19 protein-coding genes are annotated in these 18,616 nt (G+C 40.4%); 6 read left to right on the forward strand and 13 right to left on the reverse strand.

Annotation, left to right across the window (positions count from 1 at the left end; genetic code table 11):
* From B2R65_RS14545 to B2R65_RS14555, 3 genes are all read right to left on the reverse strand, one after another.
* A partial coding sequence (locus tag B2R65_RS14545) for a GFA family protein (protein ID WP_286743839.1) occupies positions 1-305 on the reverse strand: 305 nt, incomplete at its 3' end.
* A gap of 106 nt (positions 306-411) precedes the next feature.
* Positions 412-2,484 carry a catalase gene (locus B2R65_RS14550; RefSeq protein ID WP_004589491.1) on the reverse strand — a complete coding sequence of 691 codons (2,073 nt, stop codon included), beginning with the start codon at positions 2,482-2,484 and terminating at the stop codon, positions 412-414.
* A gap of 230 nt (positions 2,485-2,714) precedes the next feature.
* Positions 2,715-3,548, reverse strand: coding sequence for a mechanosensitive ion channel family protein (locus B2R65_RS14555; protein WP_004589490.1), 834 nt, complete (start codon positions 3,546-3,548; stop codon positions 2,715-2,717).
* A gap of 248 nt (positions 3,549-3,796) precedes the next feature.
* On the opposite strand from B2R65_RS14555, the gene B2R65_RS14560 reads away from it, so the two are divergent.
* A complete protein-coding gene (locus tag B2R65_RS14560) occupies positions 3,797-4,183 on the forward strand; it encodes a hypothetical protein (RefSeq protein ID WP_286743842.1) in 387 nt (128 codons plus the stop codon).
* A 272-nt stretch (positions 4,184-4,455) separates the two neighbouring features.
* Positions 4,456-5,235 (forward strand): DUF2189 domain-containing protein, encoded by a 780-nt coding sequence (locus tag B2R65_RS14565; RefSeq protein ID WP_286743845.1) that lies wholly within the window; start codon positions 4,456-4,458, stop codon positions 5,233-5,235.
* Between the two features lie 88 nt (positions 5,236-5,323).
* Here B2R65_RS14565 and B2R65_RS14570 read toward each other — a convergent pair whose 3' ends face one another.
* On the reverse strand, positions 5,324-6,103 hold the full coding sequence (locus tag B2R65_RS14570) for a nucleoside-binding protein (RefSeq protein ID WP_055252763.1): 780 nt from the start codon (positions 6,101-6,103) through the stop codon (positions 5,324-5,326).
* A 609-nt stretch (positions 6,104-6,712) separates the two neighbouring features.
* Between B2R65_RS14570 and dps the strand changes: the two genes are divergently transcribed.
* Positions 6,713-7,228 carry a DNA starvation/stationary phase protection protein Dps gene (dps, locus tag B2R65_RS14575; protein WP_004587573.1) on the forward strand — a complete coding sequence of 172 codons (516 nt, stop codon included), beginning with the start codon at positions 6,713-6,715 and terminating at the stop codon, positions 7,226-7,228.
* Positions 7,229-7,478: 250 nt separating this feature from the next.
* Here dps and B2R65_RS14580 read toward each other — a convergent pair whose 3' ends face one another.
* Positions 7,479-8,846 carry an alkaline phosphatase PhoX gene (locus tag B2R65_RS14580; RefSeq protein WP_286743851.1) on the reverse strand — a complete coding sequence of 456 codons (1,368 nt, stop codon included), beginning with the start codon at positions 8,844-8,846 and terminating at the stop codon, positions 7,479-7,481.
* A gap of 206 nt (positions 8,847-9,052) precedes the next feature.
* On the opposite strand from B2R65_RS14580, the gene B2R65_RS14585 reads away from it, so the two are divergent.
* Positions 9,053-10,201 (forward strand): hypothetical protein, encoded by a 1,149-nt coding sequence (locus B2R65_RS14585; RefSeq protein WP_286743854.1) that lies wholly within the window; start codon positions 9,053-9,055, stop codon positions 10,199-10,201.
* 68 nt (positions 10,202-10,269) lie between these two features.
* Here B2R65_RS14585 and B2R65_RS14590 read toward each other — a convergent pair whose 3' ends face one another.
* The 4 genes from B2R65_RS14590 to B2R65_RS14605 form a co-directional block, all read right to left on the reverse strand.
* Positions 10,270-10,947 carry a glutathione S-transferase family protein gene (locus B2R65_RS14590; RefSeq protein WP_286743857.1) on the reverse strand — a complete coding sequence of 226 codons (678 nt, stop codon included), beginning with the start codon at positions 10,945-10,947 and terminating at the stop codon, positions 10,270-10,272.
* A 63-nt stretch (positions 10,948-11,010) separates the two neighbouring features.
* The gene (locus tag B2R65_RS14595; RefSeq protein WP_286743860.1) at positions 11,011-11,652 is read right to left on the reverse strand and encodes a hypothetical protein; all 642 of its coding nucleotides are present in this window, start codon (positions 11,650-11,652) and stop codon (positions 11,011-11,013) included.
* 15 nt (positions 11,653-11,667) lie between these two features.
* Complete coding sequence (locus tag B2R65_RS14600) at positions 11,668-12,477, reverse strand: NERD domain-containing protein (RefSeq protein WP_286743863.1); 810 nt, start codon at positions 12,475-12,477, stop codon at positions 11,668-11,670.
* 120 nt (positions 12,478-12,597) lie between these two features.
* Positions 12,598-13,188 carry an acyl carrier protein phosphodiesterase gene (locus B2R65_RS14605; RefSeq protein ID WP_286743866.1) on the reverse strand — a complete coding sequence of 197 codons (591 nt, stop codon included), beginning with the start codon at positions 13,186-13,188 and terminating at the stop codon, positions 12,598-12,600.
* 311 nt (positions 13,189-13,499) lie between these two features.
* On the opposite strand from B2R65_RS14605, the gene B2R65_RS14610 reads away from it, so the two are divergent.
* Positions 13,500-14,828 (forward strand): sodium/glutamate symporter, encoded by a 1,329-nt coding sequence (locus B2R65_RS14610; RefSeq protein WP_286743869.1) that lies wholly within the window; start codon positions 13,500-13,502, stop codon positions 14,826-14,828.
* Positions 14,829-14,906: 78 nt separating this feature from the next.
* Here the strand turns inward: B2R65_RS14610 and B2R65_RS14615 are convergent, their stop codons facing one another.
* Both B2R65_RS14615 and sodC read right to left on the reverse strand, forming a co-directional pair.
* Positions 14,907-15,140, reverse strand: a complete 234-nt coding sequence (locus tag B2R65_RS14615; protein WP_054982821.1) for a ChaB family protein — start codon at positions 15,138-15,140, stop codon at positions 14,907-14,909.
* Positions 15,141-15,154: 14 nt separating this feature from the next.
* Entirely contained in the window at positions 15,155-15,724 is a 570-nt protein-coding gene (gene sodC / locus B2R65_RS14620) for a superoxide dismutase family protein (protein WP_096042283.1), read from the reverse strand.
* Positions 15,725-16,231: 507 nt separating this feature from the next.
* Here sodC and B2R65_RS14625 point away from each other — a divergent pair.
* A complete protein-coding gene (locus B2R65_RS14625) occupies positions 16,232-16,477 on the forward strand; it encodes a DUF4235 domain-containing protein (RefSeq protein ID WP_004587585.1) in 246 nt (81 codons plus the stop codon).
* Positions 16,478-16,566: 89 nt separating this feature from the next.
* Here the strand turns inward: B2R65_RS14625 and B2R65_RS14630 are convergent, their stop codons facing one another.
* A complete protein-coding gene (locus B2R65_RS14630) occupies positions 16,567-17,061 on the reverse strand; it encodes a hypothetical protein (protein WP_004587586.1) in 495 nt (164 codons plus the stop codon).
* Positions 17,062-17,273: 212 nt separating this feature from the next.
* On the reverse strand, positions 17,274-18,506 hold the full coding sequence (locus tag B2R65_RS14635) for a Vgb family protein (RefSeq protein ID WP_286743878.1): 1,233 nt from the start codon (positions 18,504-18,506) through the stop codon (positions 17,274-17,276).
* Positions 18,507-18,616 lie beyond the last annotated feature (110 nt).

Consider the following 18,616-nt stretch of genomic DNA (forward strand, 5'->3'; position numbering starts at 1 on the left):
CCAGCAAAGGGATGAACTTGCTCAGGCCATCGCGAATCATATAACCACAAGTTACTGCTGCAGTGCTTACAAAAATGGCGCTCAGCGGGGCTGGTTTTATCACCCACTTTGGCATGATAAACAGTAATATGTTCACGCCCTGTAACCTCAAGCGTGCTGTATTGTGCGTTCAAATTTATAACAAACCCGCCACTGCCGGCCGTTTTACGACAAATAGAGCAGTAACATAAGTTATAAGGATAAGGGTGTTTAGAGCTCACACTAAACGTTACTTTGCCACAGTGACAAGCGCCTTTAAGCTTCATAATAAATCCAATTAGTTACTGTTTAGAGTTAATACCATAACCAGTTAGCCATAAAAAAACCACACCCTTTACTGGGTGTGGTTTTTATTTTCTAAAGCGTTTTGTTCTAACGCTGCCAAAATCTTAAATTGCGCAATGTTTCAATAAATTTATCTGCAGAGTGCATGTTTAAATCTATCCAACCATCGTCGGCTTTACCATCAAGCCCTGCGGCTTCAAATAATGCCATAGCATCTTTTGTGTAGCCTATGTATTTCATGTGCGCGAACGCATCGCTCACAAAGTCTTTCGCCTCAGGGATACCAGCAAGCTTCTTAGCGCCCTCTTGCGTTGCAAGTACCATCACCGCATCGTAAAGCACCGAAGGGCCGCCATTGATTACTTGATCCGCTGCTACATGCTTACCTTTACTACAACATGCACCCCCTACTTGTGCGGCTACAATTTCGTAGTTAGCACCTTCAGCGTCTAAGGCATTTGTAACCGAATTAAAAATATCAGCATCAAAGCCATCGCTCACTAAAATACCTAACTTACGACCTTTAAAGGTATCTGGCGCATTTTTTAAAATACTTAGCGCATCCGATACAGGTAAATCGTTACGCGTTGGCATAGCAGCTTCAGCCGGCTCTGGCATATCTTGCAGACGCAGGCCTTTTGCAACTTCTTGCGCTAAAGTGTTATCTACATTTAATAAGTGCGAAACCACACGCTCGCGAATCGGCACATGCTCTACTTTTGAAAGCTCAAATACAAACGCATATTGAATGTGCGCTTGCTCTACTTCTGTTTGGCTTAAGTAAAATTGGCGCGCTTGGCTGTAATGATCGCTAAATGTTTCTGAGCGATAACGCAGCTTATCTCCACCGCTTACTTCTGGCTCGCTTGAGCTTTTAAAGCCATGCACTGGGCATTCACGGGGGTTATGCTCATCGCCGCTCCACGAGTTTGGCTCGTAGTTAGCACGCCCTTTAGGGTTATGCATTGCCATGTGGCCATCTTGTTGAAAATGACGCATTGGGCATTTAGGCGCATTAACCGGAATATGCGTAAAGTTAGGACCGCCTAAGCGTTTGGTTTGAGTATCTAAATACGAAAAGTTACGCCCTTGCAGTAATGGGTCGGGTGTAAAATCAAGCCCAGGTACAATGTTTTGAGTACAAAAAGCAACTTGCTCTGTTTCGGCAAAAAAGTTATCAACTACACGGTCAAGCACCATGCGGCCCACAATTTTTACGGGTACTTGCTCTTCAGGTATAAGCTTGGTGGCATCAAAAACATCAAATTCAAATTCATCAGCAAATTGCTGATCAAACACTTGTACACCTAGCTCCCACTCTGGGAAGTCGCCTTTACCAATAGATTCCCACATGTCTCGACGATGAAAATCAGGGTCTGCACCATTAAGTTTAAGTGCTTCGTTCCACACTACTGACTGCATACCGGCTTTTGGTTTCCAATGAAACTTAACAAATTTTTCATCGCCATTTGCATTAATAAATTTAAAGGTATGAACACCAAAGCCTTCCATAAAGCGTAAAGAGCGCGGTATGGCTCTATCTGACATGGCCCACATAATCATATGAATTGACTCAGGCGATAAGCTCACAAAGTCCCAAAAGTTATCGTGCGCGGTTTGCGCTTGTGGAAAACCACGGTCTGGTTCAGCCTTAGCTGAGTGAATTAAATCAGGAAACTTCATCGCATCCTGAATAAAAAATACAGGTATGTTGTTACCCACTAAATCCCAGTTTCCTTCTTGGGTGTAAAATTTAACAGCAAACCCGCGAACATCACGTGCTAAATCGGGAGACCCTTTATTCCCTGCCACAGTTGAGAACCGTGCAAATACCGGTGTTTTTTCACCTTTGCGCTGAAAAATATCAGCACAGGTTAAATCTTCAAGCGTATCGTAGGTTTCAAAATAACCATGAGCACCGTAGCCTCTGGCATGTACCACACGCTCTGGAATGCGTTCGTGATCAAAGTGAAACAGCTTTTCGCGCATTACATGATCTTCTAATAAACCTGGGCCGCGCTTGCCTGCACGTAATGAGTTTTGATCGTCGCTAACAGGGCACCCTTGCGCGGTGGTCATCGTTGGGTATTCATCAGAAGCCTTTTGATGTAATTCGCCACCATGCCCTTTATTGCCTGAGTATTTAAATGATTCAGCCATGTTTAGTCCTTCATACAATTTGATTTAATGGGTCGATAGTTTTTATGGGCTTTAAATTAAAAGCGACTATGCAAATGCAAAATAAAGACCAGCCATCCAACCTAGTAAAAAAAGGGCTGTACAGACAAAAAAGTAGTATTTGAGGTAATTTATAAAAGAAAAAATTACACAGGCGTGTAACTTTTTCAGACAAAAAAAGAGCACTTAAAAAGTGCTCTTAGGCTTAAGCCTTAATCTTTATTCTCGTTAACTAAAATAACTTTACGATGTGGGAATGGAATTTCGATATTGTTTTCATCAAGGGCTTTTTTAATCAGCTCTGGCACAGTGTATAAAATTTCGAAGTAGTGCTCGCCTTTACAAAAAGGTCTTACTAAAAAGTCTACCGAGCTGTTGTTTAGTGTTTCTACTTCAACAAAAGGAGCAGGGTCTTTTAGTATGTGTGGGTGAGCCTCAAGCACGCTATCAATAACTTTGCGAACAGCGTCGGTGTTTTCATCGTATGCCACACCAAAGTGCATATCTACGCCGCGAATAGGATGATGCGAGTGATTAATAATTTGCGCTCCCCAAATTTGGCTATTTGGGATAATAACTTGCTGATTATCGAACGTTTGCAAAATTGTTGTAAACATATCAACCTCGGTCACTTTACCAAAGCGCCCTGCGGCTTCAATAAAGTCGTTTACTTTGTAAGGTCTAAATATAAGTAACATTACACCTGCAGCTAAGTTAGACATAGCACCTTGCAGCGCTAACCCAATAGCTAAACCTGCCGCACCTAATAGCGCAATAATTGAAGCTGTTTGCACACCAAAGCGGTTTAACACGGCAATAAATACAAACGCTAAAATAACATAGCGCGCCATACTGCCTAAAAAGCGAAACAGCGTGTCATCAAAGTGAGTGTATTTATGGCATAAACTAATAATCATATTACGCACTTTACCCGCAAGCCATAAGCCTATTAGTAATATAACAATTGCCATTAGAATATTTGTTGCCCACATTACTGCTGCCGGCAAATACTGATTTACATCAATATTATTTATTATCTCGTCCATTTTATTGTTCCTGTTAGACTGGTTGTAAATACAAAAGCACATTAAACACTTTATATTAACTTTTTATTAACCTACCTACGAGTTTTATATTGTATTTTTATATAAAGCAGCTCTATTACGTTTTAAATTTAAATAATCCTTTAATACAAATTACCTCTGGTTTTAAAAAGTAAATTTACCGATAATTGCACCTGTAAATCTCGTGTAGCAGTTAGGTTACTGCTCGCTAAATATTAAAAAGGACTATTATGAAAAAACATTCCCTTCTACTTATGGCCTCCGCACTCACCTTCTTTGTAGGCTGCACAACAACTGTCCCAGTTAAAAATTTTGAGGACCATCCAATTCCAAAAATTTCTTCAACGAATAGCGATCTTCAACAGATCGAAAAAGGGATAGTTAAAGCCTGTATAAAACTAGGGTGGGAGTGTACACCTGAATCTGAAGGAGTAATTAATGGTGTTTTGAACATTAGAACTCACCAACTAACAGTTGCAATTAACTTCGATGAAACTGCTTATAGTGTTAGTTACGTTAGCTCTAAAAACCTTAATTACAATGGCAAAAAAATTCACCGTCAGTATGTAAATTGGGTCACAAACTTAATACGTCACATCGACGCTGAAATGATCTAACTTATTATTGTTTACGGTTGTAGCCTACCTACTTGGGCTACAATAATTCTTTAATTTAGACATGACACAAAATAAACCGACTACTTAGTGAACAATTCAAGATTTTCATTCGTATAGTTTTACCTATAAACAAAAAAATTAAGTTATTGATACCCAATAATTAAAAATTTCTCTTTAATTATTCAATCTCTAATTTTACTCAGCCCTTACATTTGTAAATAAAGCCAATGTGTTCTAAACCTTTAAGAGACACCTTGTTAAGGAGCGTTGTTATGCCAACAACAAATACGATTAATAAACACTCTGAATTTGCCCGCTGCATTGAATGCAATAAGGTAAACACATTTGCGGCTTTTCACTGGCTAGCACTGGCATTTAAAGACATGACCCGTGCGCCCATATTGAGCCTTATTTACGGGGTAATATTTACCCTTATTCCTGTTGCTATTGTTTACTCGGCAATGTTTACAGGTACATATTTAGTAATACTGCCTGCAACCGTGGCGTTTGCATTAATAGGCCCAGCCTTCGCGGCAGGCCTTTACGATGTAGCATGGGAGCTTGAAAAAGGCCATAAACCCACATTTAGCCACTCTATAAAGTCGATGTTTAGAAACCCAGTAGGCGAATGGGGCTTTGCAATAATGCTAATGGTTATCATGATTGCTTGGATGCGTTTAGCTGCGCTTGTGCATGCTTTATATCCTAGCCACGCCAATCCCACCTTTGAAGAGTTATCGGCGTTTTTAACGTTAGGCAGCATAATAGGAGGGGTATTACTGGTGACTGTATTTTCGCTTTCTGCTTTTGCTCCACAAATAATGATGGAGCGCCGAGTAGATATTATGACCGCTGTAATAAGCTCTATGAACGCTGTAAAAACTAACTTTGCCGCTATGGTGGTATGGTCAATTTGTATATTTGTATTGGTAGCTGTTGGTTTTGCTACCGGCGCCACGGGCTTTATTGTAATTATGCCTTTGCTTAGTTACGCCAGTTGGCATGCTTATATTGCAGTTATTAAAACCAAAAAACCTCGTGGTTATGAGTAACAACCAACCACTTAAAATTCCAACCACACTGACTAAAAATAGCGCCAAAAGGCGCTATTTTTTATCAGCCTAGCAAAGCAAGCTGTGCTTAAAATACCCAAATAGCATGTAAAAAGGGCTGGTTTTCTATTTTATTAGTCCCTAACTTGTTGTACCAATAGCGCCACTCTACCCCTACCATTAACTGTTGCGGGTTTAAATTAAAGTTTTGCCCTACATCCCAGTGCACAGCGGGTTGAGCAAGCAACCACTCATTAACTTTATTGCCTAGTTCGTCATCACGCCCAGAAATATATTCTACGTGGCCGGTAAAATAAAATGCTTGGCTAGCTAGTGTAAAAGGTGCACCCCATGCAAGGTCTATAAAAATGCTGTTGTCTTGCTTGGCTAGCTGATCTTTTTGCACGCCGCCGTTGGCATCAATATAACCTGCAAAAGTAGTTGTTAAAAAATCAAAGCCTGGGGCATCCCAGCTGAGCTTGATGCCTGGGGTATATTTCATTAACCCCTCTTCACCGGCGTTTATACCAAACACTAAACCTGTGTCTTTTATTGCACCGTAACGCACAGAGGTATCAAAGGCTTTTGATAAGCTAAGTGTTGTGTACCACTCGCCATATATACCCGTATCTTGAAAACCATCACTAAGGCTGTCGTTTAAAAAGTCGATAAAAAAGTAATTATCACCTAAGTCATGCTCTGAGGCATGCTCTATGGTGTAGGTGCGTGTAAATGACGACTCCCCGGTAAAGGGATTTAAGGCATCGCCAAAATTTGTGTGAAGCTGTGTGACGCTCCAATTTTCTGCTAGTGCTGAGTGAGACAAAAGCAGTATAGATGTTGTAAACAGTGTTTTTAAAAAATTCATGATTTATTTACATAACCCCAATTAAAATACGGCGGGAGTATATCAGTGAGCATTCACCAACTAAAGAGATTAAATAAGTACAAAGGCTGATTTTTAAAATCTAAGCAGTAAAGCCCAGTAGCGCGGCTTTAAAAGAGCAGCGTTAGCCCTGTATAAAACACCTGAATTAATCATTACGCAGGTAATAAATAAGCACCTTTATATTTTGTATACCCTTGCTTAGCTTATTTACTGGGTTTTATTTAGAGGTTGTAGCGCATGCAATATTAAGGTGAGCTTTAAAGGCAATTTAATAACGGCGTGAATTGTAAGACTAAACACATTAGGTAGCTGTATTACACAGACTACGCCTTATTGAGCATAAACAAATTTCAACTCTTTCGATAAACAGCCACAGTTTTTTACTACTGTGCACAATTTACAAAAATAAGTGCATAAAATTCATGTTCTACGTCTCTCCTTTTTAACCCTACGTACCCAATGAAAAATAAAACATTAAATATCAACAACTTAAACAAATAAACTTGGTAGGCATAGGCTTTGCTTCATGTATTGCAAGTTAAATGGTAGCAATGGCTACATACAACAAATTACACAACGGGAGACATTATGAGTAACTCACAACACCCAATTGAATTTACAGCCCCAGGTATGGATAACGAATCAGCAAAAAAAACAATTGAAACACTCGATAACCGACTCGTAGCGCTTTTAGACTTACAACTTACTTTAAAGCATATTCACTGGAATGTAGTAGGCCCAAGCTTTATTGGTGTGCATGAAATGTTAGACCCACAAGTCGATGCTATTCGCGAAATGACCGACACCATCGCAGAGCGTATTGCTACATTAGGCGGTACGCCACAAGGTACACCTAAGTCAATTGTAGATCGCCGCACATGGGAAGAATACTCATTAGGTAAAGCCTTTGTAGTAGAGCATTTAGGTGCATTAGACAAAGTATACAGTGGCGTAAACGCCGACCACCGCAAAGCCATTGGCACGCTGTCTGAATTAGACCCAGTATCAGAGGATATGATCACCAGCCAGCTAGGTGACTTAGAGCAGTTTCAATGGTTTGTACGTGCACACATTGAATCGTCTGCAGGTAAACTAAATCATTAATTTATTACCCACTTTGCCATACAAGGAATGTTAATAAGAGTTAAAGGACTAATAAAGAGACAAGGATACGTTACATAAGTAGGTACAGGATGAAGTGCAAACTACAAGGACCCGTTGCTTATTACATAAAGGATGTAGTAAATGCACCAAGGATGATTAAAGCTTGCTAACGGATTTGGTAAACCTACAAGGATTGTTAAAATGCAAACGCTTAGCATACCTATACTAAGCGTTTGTATTTTTTACCACTTTAAAGCTTAAAACTATCCCAAGGACCAGTAATAGCCAACGTTTTAGTTGGTATGTATACGTTTACAAACAAGGTTTGTCCGTCTGGTGAAAAACACGCCCCAGCAAGCTCTGTTTGCGCATGCAATTTAGCAAAGTTATACACCTCTCCTTTGGGTGTTACCCCGCGTAAATGGTTATTCACCGTATCTGTGTATTGATCCTCACATACAATTAAATGCCCGTTAGGTGCTACCGTTAAATTATCACCAAAGTTGTATAACGACTCGTTTGTACTTTCTACAAATAGTTGTATTTTACCAGGCTCATTTTGCTCTAACTCAGTGCCTTCGTTTTTTGAAGGTGTGTACTTCATTACCTGACCTAACTGCTTTTTGCCCCCATTAGTACAGCAAAAATAAAGCTCATTTTTACCCCAATGTATTCCCTCTCCTCGTGCAAATAAGGCTGCACCTTTTTTATAACCTTGCTTACGTAGGTCATCATTTGGGCTTTTAGGGTCTGTGAGCGTTATCCATTCAACTAAAAGGTCGCTGTGTAATGGCATGGCCGGTGAATCCCAATTTCGACTATCAAACTGAGGCTGGTTTTTAATTACCATCGCTTGCAATGTGCCGCCTTTATTTAACTTATCGCGATGATGAGGAATAAACCGATAAAACAAACTATCGCCTCTATCTTCAGTTAAATAAACAATACCGGTTTGTGGGTCTATTGCGGCGGCTTCATGGTTAAAACGGCCCATATCATATAATGGCTCTGGCTTAATTAGGCCTTTGGCGCTGGCTGGTATTTCAAAAATGTAGCCGTGAGATTGAGACAAGCCATCGCTTTTATCCATAACGGTTTCTTCGCAGGTTAGCCAACTCCCCCACGGCGTTACACCGCCTGAGCAGTTTCTTATTGTGCCACACAGCGATAAATACTCTTGCTCGCGTTTTTGCTCTTTTAAGTTATAAATTATATGGCTAGTGCCCCCAGGCAAAGCTACACCATTTTTAAATGAATCATAGGCTAAGGGGGTTTTGTGGTTACTAATTAAATCAGATGCTTTATTAATGTGTTTAGGTTGTAGCTCATGGTTACGTATAAGGGCTACGCGTTCGTTATCTAATGCAATACAACCCATGCCATCGGCACGGTCGGGTACGTCTAAACCATCATCCATTTTATCGCCAAGTGCCGATATAACCCGATAACTAAAGCCTTTAGGTAAATCTAATAAGGCCTGAGGGTCGGCTATTAATGGGCCATAAGCAGGTAACTTTGTTGTTACTTCAGGTAAAGCAACGTTACCCATTGCGCTGCGCGATAAGCCAATAAACGCAAGCGAGCCTGCACTTAATAAAAACTCTCTTCTAGAAACCATTATTTTATTCCCGTGTTTTTTATTAAATCTATAGTAAAGGAAATAACTCCCTAGAAGTGCGGCGCTTTGCTAAATTCATCAAAATGTAATAATGTAACATTCCATCCGTACCAGATATCAGTTAATTCAACTTTAAACAATTGCCCTCACTGTTTAATAGTAGGATAGTAAGTTACTCAAATAACAACGGCTTAATTAGGAGTATCATGATCAAAGTATTACTAGCAACCAGCTTAATGGCCTCTTCATTCGCAGCTTTAAGTAATCCACTCACCGTTGAAGAACAACGCATCAGCAAAGCGCAAACAGCTATGCCTACTGTGTTAAACGCCTTTAATAAAGAAGTAACCACCTTTAAGCAACAGTTTAAAGCACTCAATAACTTTAAAGAGGCAAAGCAGCTCATTCAAACCTATAGTTTTGAGCTGTGGGAAAGCGCTAAGCAACGCATCATTAAAACTAACAATTACGACGACCGAGCACTTTACTGGGCGCGCTTGCTTTCAAGCAAAGTAATACGTACAACCGAAGCTAACGTTGAGCTATCTGACGCGCAAATAAATACGCTGCTAAGCATGCTTGAAGAGGGCACCCGAGGCCGCACCGATTTAGCTTTTTCATCAGGCAGTGATAAAAAAATTATACTTACCGGATTTGACCCTTTTTTACTCGACAAAAATATCAACCAAAGTAACCCATCTGGGGTCGCCGCATTGTTACTCGACGGCCAAGTTATTAATTACAATGGCGTTAGCGCCGAAATTAACACGGTTATGGTACCAGTACGCTACGAAGACTTTGACCAAGGTATAATAGAATCACTCCTTGCTCCCTACTATGCACTTAACAACGTCGATATGGTTGTAACGGTTAGCATGGGCAGAACCGAGTTTGATTTAGAGCACTTCCCAGGTAAACGCCGCAGCGTAACCGCGCCAGATAACGCCAATATTGTCTACGGCGGTACGCAAACAAGCCCTGTTATACCCAAGCTAAATGGCCGCCCACTACCTGGTAATGAGTTTGTAAAATTTAGCCTACCAGTAAGCGCCATGCAAAACGCCAAAGGCCCATATAAAGTAATCGACAACCGCGAAGTAACTACACTTAATAAAACCTTTAAAGCCGGCTCGTACGGCGCGCTTAAAAACAGTGTTGCGGTAAATGGCGGCGGGGGTGGTTATTTGTCTAACGAAATATCGTATCGTAGTATTCGCCTGCGTGACGCGCTAAATTCGAGCATTCCTACTGGGCATATCCATACCCCGCGTATTCAACAATTTGAACCCGAAACAGAAGCCAACATAGTTAAACAAATTAAAGCAATGCTCACGCAAAGCTTAGTGGCATTATAATAAAGCTAAGCAATTAATATACATAAAAAAAAGGGCAATATTAATTGCCCTTTTTTACTTTTTAAGCGTTAGCTCTTCGGGTAATTAGATGGGAAAAACGCACGTTTGGCTTCTTCATCAAACTCTTTTTTAAAGGCGACATCGGTGCCAATTTTGCGTACACGCGCAACCGCTGGGCGGCTATCAATGCTTTCAAACCAACGCTTTAAATTAGGGTATGGTGCTAGTCCTTCTTCACCAAGTACTACTGGCGCTTTATCAATCCAACCCCAAGCAGATACATCAGCAATAGTGTATTCATCGCCCACTATAAAGTCGCGACCTTCAAGGTGTGCATCAAGCACTTCGTAATGGCGCTGCGCCTCACGCAAGTAGCGGTTAACTGCGTAATCAAGCCCTTCAGGCGCCATGTGTCTAAAGTGTACACTTTGCCCAGAATACGGCCCAAGGCCCGATGCTATAAACATTAACCATGAAAGCATTTCGGCGCGATTCTCTGGCTTACCTGCTAACTTACCGTGTTTTTCACTTAGGTACATTAATATAGCGTTCGAATCAAACACACGAGTTTCACCATCAACAATGGCAGGTGCTTTTGCGTTAGGATTGATGGCTTTAAACTCAGGTGTGTGTTGCTCACCTTTTAAGGTATCAAGTGGCACAAGTTCAAACGGTAAGCCTGTTTCTTCTAAAAACAAAGCAACCTTCATTGGGTTAGGTGTATGGTGAAAATAAAATTTGATCATAAAACGCTCCTAAAAGTAGTAGCTACAATTAAACCACAACTTGAGCAGTCGTTCAAAAAATAGTTAACTAAAGTACTTAACCAAACAGCTCACTTGTATTAACCCTGCACCAATATAAGCAAATATAAAGCGTGCTTCTTCTTGTGCCTTTTTAATAAATGCCACGGCAAAAGTAACTACAATAATAATTACACTTAATGCTAAGCCATATAAAAAAGAGCCACAAAAGTGAGGTAAAACAGCAAGTAAACACGCAATAATTACTGCGCCATAAAAAGCTACAAGCATACGAACGTTAAACAATATCCCAAGCAATGCAGTTATAAACGCAGACGCATATAAAATTACAACCTCCCTAGGCCACGCGTAACTTAGTGGATGTTTAAAATTAAAGTTTGTAGAGTTTAAACTAGTAACCGCAGACGAAGTCGCGTGTATAAGAATACTAACTAATAAAGCGCCGATAAAAAATGCAGCAAATGCCGAAACAGCACCACCGCCTGTATACCCTGCTTTCTCTTTTTCTATCACTATAACCACAACACTCAGTGCCGCACTAAGCTGAAACCATTGCCAGTAATCGTTACTAAAAAGAGGGATTGCTGCAAAGCCAATAACGGGAACTAATATTTTGGCTTCTTCGTTTTTGTGTAATAAATAAAAAGCCATAATAGCTATATAAAACAATGCCGTTATATCGGGCATATAAATAACTTCCTTTTAAATTTCAACACTATTTCTACATTTAGGGAATGCACTACAGCCAAAGAACGTATTTCCTATATTAGTACCTTTCTTTGCTTTACGTAGTACCATTTCCTCACCGCAACGTGAGCATATCTGAGTTTCTGAGCGTTCTTTTTTTGGCGCCTGCTTTTGTTCAATAAGCGTTTTTACATGGCTTACATGTTGGCGATTTGTTTTAAAACTTGGTTTTAATTTTCCGCTTTCAATTGTATTTACTATATCGTTTTTAGTATTAGCACTAAGTACTCGCTCGGTTTTACTTTTAATGTACTCAATACCGCCGCGTGCAAACCTAACATTTTCAGGTAGTTTAGTTTTAAATGTGCTGTCGCCAATAAAAATAATAACCGAAAATAATGCGTGACTGTTTATGTTTAAACACGACTCAAGTGTTTTTAAATGCTTGTAGTTTTGATGCAGTGGGTTTTGAAATTTTGATGAGTGTTTAAAAATTTTTTGTGTCCACATTTTTTGATTTGCTGAACCAAAAATCCAACCTTTCATGTTTTTAGTTTCCACCACAAACACACCAAACTCAGACACAATAATATGATCAATTTGTGTAGTGCCATTTTCGATGCCGTTTTCAAAAGTAGGCAGCGTCACATTTTTAATTAACGTGTAATCTGCCTTATTTAAAAACAGTTTAATTAGCACATTAACTTGCCACTCTCCCATCGCTCCTTTAAACCAAGGTGTTTTAAAAACACCAATACAAATAAACAGCGGTATAAAGTACCAAAGCTGGCCTAATAACGTGGCCAAAATCGTAGAAAAATCCATATTTAGTTAATCCTTTAAGCTATACAAATGGCAATAATAGAGCCGCGAAATTTAACAAAAACAAACTAGCAGTACACGCAATAATGCACGTTCAATATTAAACACATTTAAGCATTGTTTTTAATACGCCCTTTCTAAGGCGTGTTCATTAACATGTTCAATTAACTCAGGGAAAAATGCTAAAAATACCGATTCTAACTCATGGTAGTTTTGCGCTATATCCTCAGCGGAACCTGCAAAGTTATTAGTAAAACGAATGCGTTTGGCTATGTTATCAAGCGCAAGCCCTACCCCTTCTATAGTTTCGTATTCTTTAAACCAATCATTTGTAGTCATGCTGGTTACAACATGCTGCATGCGCGGTGGCATAACCGCTATGCGCTCATTTAAAAGTGCGTAGCTGCTGCGTTTAAAATCATTTAAAGGATGTTTGTTAAATTGCTGCCAATGCCTAATTAAAAAGTGATCAAACAGCACGTCAATAGCTACGCCTGCAAAGCGCTTACGCTCGGGTGAAAAGTACTGCTTGGCTTCTTTTACTAACGGGTGAGAGTCGGTAAATTTATCGACTAAGTAATGGTTTTCTAGTGCACTTTTAACGCTATTGGGCAGGTATTCTGCGTGCCTGCGTCCACCAAAATCACCTAATAAATTGCCAAAGTGTGAATCGGCAGTTGGTTGTGCAAAGTAAAGGTGAGCTAAATAATTCAACGTAATCCCAATAGGTTTAAACAAACTTAATTTTGCCAAATAGTAACGCACATTTAAGCGAAACTCACACGAGTGTTTAGCGCGCTCCCTGTGTAATTACCTAACACTTTAGTTTGAAAATTATACAAACACTCTGTAAAGCCGTTGCACTCAATTCAGCATTAAATATTTAAAATAGAATTATCAATAACTTAAAATTTAAAAATCGCTGGAATATATATTGCTACTTAGCGTATTTAGCACTCAAACATGTATAGCTCTTTTTATTAGTGAGTAGTTTAAAGGAGCATAAAACATAGGTTAAATCAGTTATGGATATAGCTATATTTTTTAAGTCGTTACTACTACTGGCCTTTTTTTTAACGCTAGGTAATTTAATTAAGTACACATTTTTAAAGGGCTTAATTGTGCCCTCATCGTTAATTGCTGGCGTATTGGCTCTTTTATTAGGGCCACAATTACTTGGTGAGTATATTAATTTGTCGCTCCAAGGCACTAATTTATGGATAGATGAAAAGGTCACAAGCATATGGAAGAAGCTACCAGGGTATTTAATTGTAGTGGTGTTTGCAGGTTTATTTTTAGGTAAAAAAATACCTACAATTAAACAATCGCTAAACCAAAGCCTACCCAATTTAAGCTTTGGCTACAGCATTGCCATTGGCCAATATGTGGTGGGTATGATCACGGCATTATTAGTACTTGCCCCTTTATTTGATACCAACGAAGTTGCCGGCGCACTCATTGCGGTGGGATTTCAGGGCGGGCATGGCACCGTAGCTGGCTTGCAATCCACTTTTGAAAGTATCGATTTTGCAAAAGGTATGGACTTGGGGTTAGGTATAGCAACAATAGGCCTTATAAGCGCCATCGTGTTAGGGACTATTATGTCTAACCGCACCGATGGGGGCGACCAAGAACTTGAAATTAGCCACGACGAAAAAGTAGAAGTAAAAGACCGCCCATTTGGCCTGCACTTTGCTATTTTAGGCACGGTTGTTATTGTTGCTTGGCTTATTCTTAGTGGCTTACAAGTAGCCGAAAAAAGCCTTTTTGCCGATTCATCGGTAAAAATACTTGAGTACATGCCTTTATTCCCCATTGCGATGATGGTGGGTTTAGTGGTGCAAATAGTGCTTAATAAATCAGGCATGGGTAACTTAATTAGTCACTATCAAATAAATCTGCTTTCTAACCTCTCCCTCGATTTACTAATAATTGCCGCACTGGGTGCACTTAACTTATCGGTACTTGCTAAATATTGGCAAAGTATTTTAATTTTAGGCGCAGTGGGGGTTGCCTATAGCGCGGCTATTTACTTTTTCTTTGGTGGGTGGTTTTTCCCAAAGGATTGGAAAGTGAGAGGAATTGGCGAGCTTGGGCAATCTATGGGCACTACGGCGGTTGGACTGTTAATGCTAAAACAGGCTACCTTAAACCCAAGCGAGCATATTCGCCCCTTTAGTTACAAACAACCACTTTATGAGCCCGTGGTTGGCGGCGGTATTGTTACTGCCCTTGCACTTCCTGCCATTGCTAATTTTGGGCCGTGGGCATTTACTATTATTATGGCGGTTATATTAGCGTGTGTAGTGGGTGGTTTTGCCTTTTATAAACGCCGCAAGCACAAAAGCGAGTAGCCTAATTGCGCTATAAAAAAGCCGCTACAACTTTTGTAGCGGCTTTTTTATGCATTGGTATTTTACTTTTACCAGTAACTAATTACTCGACTTAACCCAATTGCCATTATCATTTTTACTGTAGCTATTTTTAACCGCAGACCAAGCCACTTTATGCGCTGTGGTTTCGCGGTCGTCGTCGTTTTTTCTATCGCTTGGGTCCTCGTAGGTATCCCACGCGCTATTAAACGCCTCTTGATATATCTCTTGGGCATGTTTAGGTAAGTTACTTTTCACCGAATCCGGTAACTCGTTTGTGTTTTGATAAGGCATAAATAATCTCCGTATTACTTAATTACACCGCACGCAACACGTTTACCGCCACCACCTAATTTCTTGGGTTCGTCGGCATAATTATCGCCCCCTTTGTGGATCATCACTGCGTGTTGTTTAAGCTGCTCAAGCTTGAGCCTTGGCGCTAAAACAGGCGATTTAGCTTCGCCGCGCTCATTTACAAATAACGCAGGTAAATCGCCTAGGTGGCCATTACTCCAGGGTTCATCGTGGTGTTTAGCACTGTTAGGATCAAAGTGCCCACCTGCAGCACCGGCAGGTACAACTTTACCGTTTTTTTGCTTTGGCTCGCAGCTAGCATATTGATGAACATGAAAGCCATGCTGCCCAGGCGTTAAGCCTTTAAGCGCTGGGGTAAATACCACCCCGTGCTCATTTTCTGTCAGTGTAACGGTGCCAAGTAGCTCACCTTGCCCCGACTTACTTACTGCATGCATATCAACATCTACATTCGCCAATGCGCTATTTTGTAGCATTGCAGCGGTAAATAATATGGCGCAAGCTGGTTTAAAAATACGTGTTACGCTTTTTTTAGCGGTTGAATCAAACTGTAAACAATTCATCATGATCTCCTCATGTAGTATCAGGTTTGTAAATAACGCGACTGCTCAGTTATTAGGTACAATCTCTATACCAAGCTCACTGTAGGCAAAAAATTTCACCTGCGCTAAACGTAACGCATTGATTAAAAATAAAATAAAAAAGGCTAGATAATTAACCACTACACATACTTAAAATTTACTGCGTGTTTTTGCTTAAACGCTGCACAAAAACTAGGGCAAATTTACAAAAGAAATGACAACTTTACAGGCTTAACACGCCCACCCGCCTAATACTAAGTACCGCTCAAAACGGGTAAAAAAGCAGCTTAAACGCTTAATAGAGCATTTACTAATACCGCGCTAAGCCAATAGCACAGCGCGTTTAATCAAAATACGCGCCCATGCACACGCTAAAATAAACCATGCTCACCACGCCTGCTGCGCTATCGGTATACTAATTGCTGAACATACTAGTGTTATTAAACGGGTTATAGATGACCCTATCGCTATTAAACAATCGAGGGAATTATGAGTAACAAGCAACTAATTAAAACACTAGGTATAGGCCTAGCCGCCGCGTCAGCTGGCATGCTAACCAGAAAAAGTTTACAAAAATCGTGGGAAAAGGTAACCAACGAGCCCGCCCCAAAAGACAAGCCGAGCGAGCATACAGATCTTAAAGAAGCCGTTACATGGGCGGTGGTATCTGGCATTGGTGCAGGCGTGGCAAGAATGGCCGTACATTATGTGCTCGACAAACGTAAATCTAAGTAAGCTAATAGCTACTAAAGTGCAACGTAAAAAAGCATAAAAAAAAGGTGAAACTAAGTTTCACCTTTTTTATTACTTTAAGTTAATTAGCTTTACGCGGTAGACACACTACTCGCGCCTGCATTTTTAAGTATTTCTTCAATCGCGCTTTTGTTATCGCTGTCGTACTTAACACCAATTAATATAGAGCCTTTTTCAATGGCGTCTTCGTAAAATTTAACTTCGTGCTCAGGAATAAACGCCCCAATAGCAGCGCCTAAACTTCCGCCAACGGCAGCACCAGCGCCGCCCGCTGCAAATGCAGCCACTAATGGGCCAGCTACTAATAAACCTGTACCACCGGTTGCCACGGTACCTACGGCAGTAAAACCGCCAACAATTGCAGCTATAATACCACCAGACGCTGCACCAACAATGCCGCCTTCAGCCGCTTTGGTTCCTTCGTCTAAGGCAAAGTCTTCCTTTGCGTATGAGTCATTGGCTACAATGCTTATATCAGCTTCATTAATACCTAATGCTTCTAATCTATAAATAGCCAGTGTTGCTTGTGATGCGCTTTCAAATAACCCAGTAATAACCGTGCTCATAATAACTCCTTTATTTATTTAAAAAATACAGCTATTACTAAGCAAAACCTAAACCACTTAAATTATTACTATTAATCAATGAGTTAAATAACAAACCTAAACTACTGCTTTCATTTACACAGTAAATATTGCTAACCGTTGTAAAAAACTCCTACCACATAAATAAATGCACTAACGCTAAGCGCTTTTATATAACGCGTTAATAAACTCAATTACTTAGACCACGTAATTTCGGCTAATTGATTAGTAGCCGTTTGATGAATAATTAAGCCGTTATTGCCCATACGCATGTGCCTAATTAAGCCAGAGTAAACCCCTTCTTTACTGGGAATTTGCCAGCTTTGCATGGTTTGAGTTTTTAAATCAAACCTAACCAGCGTTTCGGGGCGCTTAGCCGACTCATTAAACCAAATAGCATTATCGGCATATTCAATGGCATACGGGTGGCTGTTTTTACCGCTTGGGTTATCCCACTCGGTGATATTGCCGTTTTTAGGGTTATAGCGGCCAAGTTTGCCCATGCCAGAGTTTACATAAAACACCATATCATCAGGCGTAATGGCAAGGCGCCTAGTATGTGTTTTAGCACCTGGGAGTTTTATTTCGCTAAGCTCCATGGTGTTTTTATCAACTTTAACCAAACAGTTACTGCCATTACACGACACCCACGGCGTCCCGCTAGAATCAAGCTTTATACCATAAGGCCGCGAGCCTTTAGTGGGTAAAGTAGCCAGTTTAATATCGCCGCTTTTAGGGTTTAGCCTGCCAATCATGTTGCTGTGCTGCAGGGTAAACCAAAATATGCCCGCATCATCAAACACGCCTGTATGCGGGTCACGGGCGTTTTTATCAGGCATTTTATACACTTTAAATTTTTCGGTTTTTAAATCTAAATACCCAACCGTGCCATTTTTATTACCTAAAAACCAAGGGGTTTGGTTTTTATCAAGCGATACACTGTGCGCATACGTACCACTTGGCAAAGTGTACTCTTTCATTTCACCGGTTTCAGGGTTTAATCTACCTAAAATATTGCCCCACTGGCCAACCCACCAAATAAGCCCGTTTTCACCTTGCACAGGGTCGCGAGCGCGTTGCCCAAGCGTAGGCACTTGCCAGTATTTAAAGCTTAGTTTTAAATCGCCTTTAACCACCGTTGACTCGCGCTTATTATTAACAGGGTAATGCTTGGCCAAATACGCGCTAATATCTTTACTAAGCGCAGTACCCTCGCCTGTATCTACCATATAACTTATAAGTGTTTGCCAATCCGCTTGGCTATAACCCGCACTGCGATCAAGGTTGTTTAAACTATGGCAACTGGCACATAGCTGCTCAACTAATACCCCAGGCTCGTTACTCAATACAGGTAACGGCGCAGCTAAAGCCCCTAGCGCAACCATTGCAGCAAAGTGTTTATTAAATAAAAATAGATTTTTACGCATAACGCCCTCCCTTTTTTAATATTAAAGCATAGGGCGAAAGTGTTTACTATATGAGCACTTTTAGCTTTTAGCTTTTAGCTTTTAGCTTTTAGCTTTTAGCTTTTAGCAAA

The organism is Pseudoalteromonas sp. UBA2102 (assembly GCF_002331165.1).
Lineage (GTDB): Bacteria > Pseudomonadota > Gammaproteobacteria > Enterobacterales > Alteromonadaceae > Pseudoalteromonas > Pseudoalteromonas atlantica.

Bases quoted from the DNA above. Each gene is read 5' to 3' on its own strand.
- B2R65_RS14550 (WP_004589491.1), bottom strand. From the start codon at position 2,484: ATGGCTGAATCATTTAAATACTCAGGCAATAAAGGGCATGGTGGCGAA.
- B2R65_RS14555 (WP_004589490.1), bottom strand. From the start codon at position 3,548: ATGGACGAGATAATAAATAATATTGATGTAAATCAGTATTTGCCGGCA.
- B2R65_RS14560 (WP_286743842.1), top strand. From the start codon at position 3,797: ATGAAAAAACATTCCCTTCTACTTATGGCCTCCGCACTCACCTTCTTT.
- B2R65_RS14565 (WP_286743845.1), top strand. From the start codon at position 4,456: ATGCCAACAACAAATACGATTAATAAACACTCTGAATTTGCCCGCTGC.
- B2R65_RS14570 (WP_055252763.1), bottom strand. From the start codon at position 6,103: ATGAATTTTTTAAAAACACTGTTTACAACATCTATACTGCTTTTGTCT.
- dps (WP_004587573.1), top strand. From the start codon at position 6,713: ATGAGTAACTCACAACACCCAATTGAATTTACAGCCCCAGGTATGGAT.
- B2R65_RS14580 (WP_286743851.1), bottom strand. From the start codon at position 8,846: ATGGTTTCTAGAAGAGAGTTTTTATTAAGTGCAGGCTCGCTTGCGTTT.
- B2R65_RS14585 (WP_286743854.1), top strand. From the start codon at position 9,053: ATGATCAAAGTATTACTAGCAACCAGCTTAATGGCCTCTTCATTCGCA.
- B2R65_RS14590 (WP_286743857.1), bottom strand. From the start codon at position 10,947: ATGATCAAATTTTATTTTCACCATACACCTAACCCAATGAAGGTTGCT.
- B2R65_RS14595 (WP_286743860.1), bottom strand. From the start codon at position 11,652: ATGCCCGATATAACGGCATTGTTTTATATAGCTATTATGGCTTTTTAT.
- B2R65_RS14600 (WP_286743863.1), bottom strand. From the start codon at position 12,477: ATGGATTTTTCTACGATTTTGGCCACGTTATTAGGCCAGCTTTGGTAC.
- B2R65_RS14610 (WP_286743869.1), top strand. From the start codon at position 13,500: ATGGATATAGCTATATTTTTTAAGTCGTTACTACTACTGGCCTTTTTT.
- B2R65_RS14615 (WP_054982821.1), bottom strand. From the start codon at position 15,140: ATGCCTTATCAAAACACAAACGAGTTACCGGATTCGGTGAAAAGTAAC.
- sodC (WP_096042283.1), bottom strand. From the start codon at position 15,724: ATGAATTGTTTACAGTTTGATTCAACCGCTAAAAAAAGCGTAACACGT.
- B2R65_RS14625 (WP_004587585.1), top strand. From the start codon at position 16,232: ATGAGTAACAAGCAACTAATTAAAACACTAGGTATAGGCCTAGCCGCC.
- B2R65_RS14630 (WP_004587586.1), bottom strand. From the start codon at position 17,061: ATGAGCACGGTTATTACTGGGTTATTTGAAAGCGCATCACAAGCAACA.
- B2R65_RS14635 (WP_286743878.1), bottom strand. From the start codon at position 18,506: ATGCGTAAAAATCTATTTTTATTTAATAAACACTTTGCTGCAATGGTT.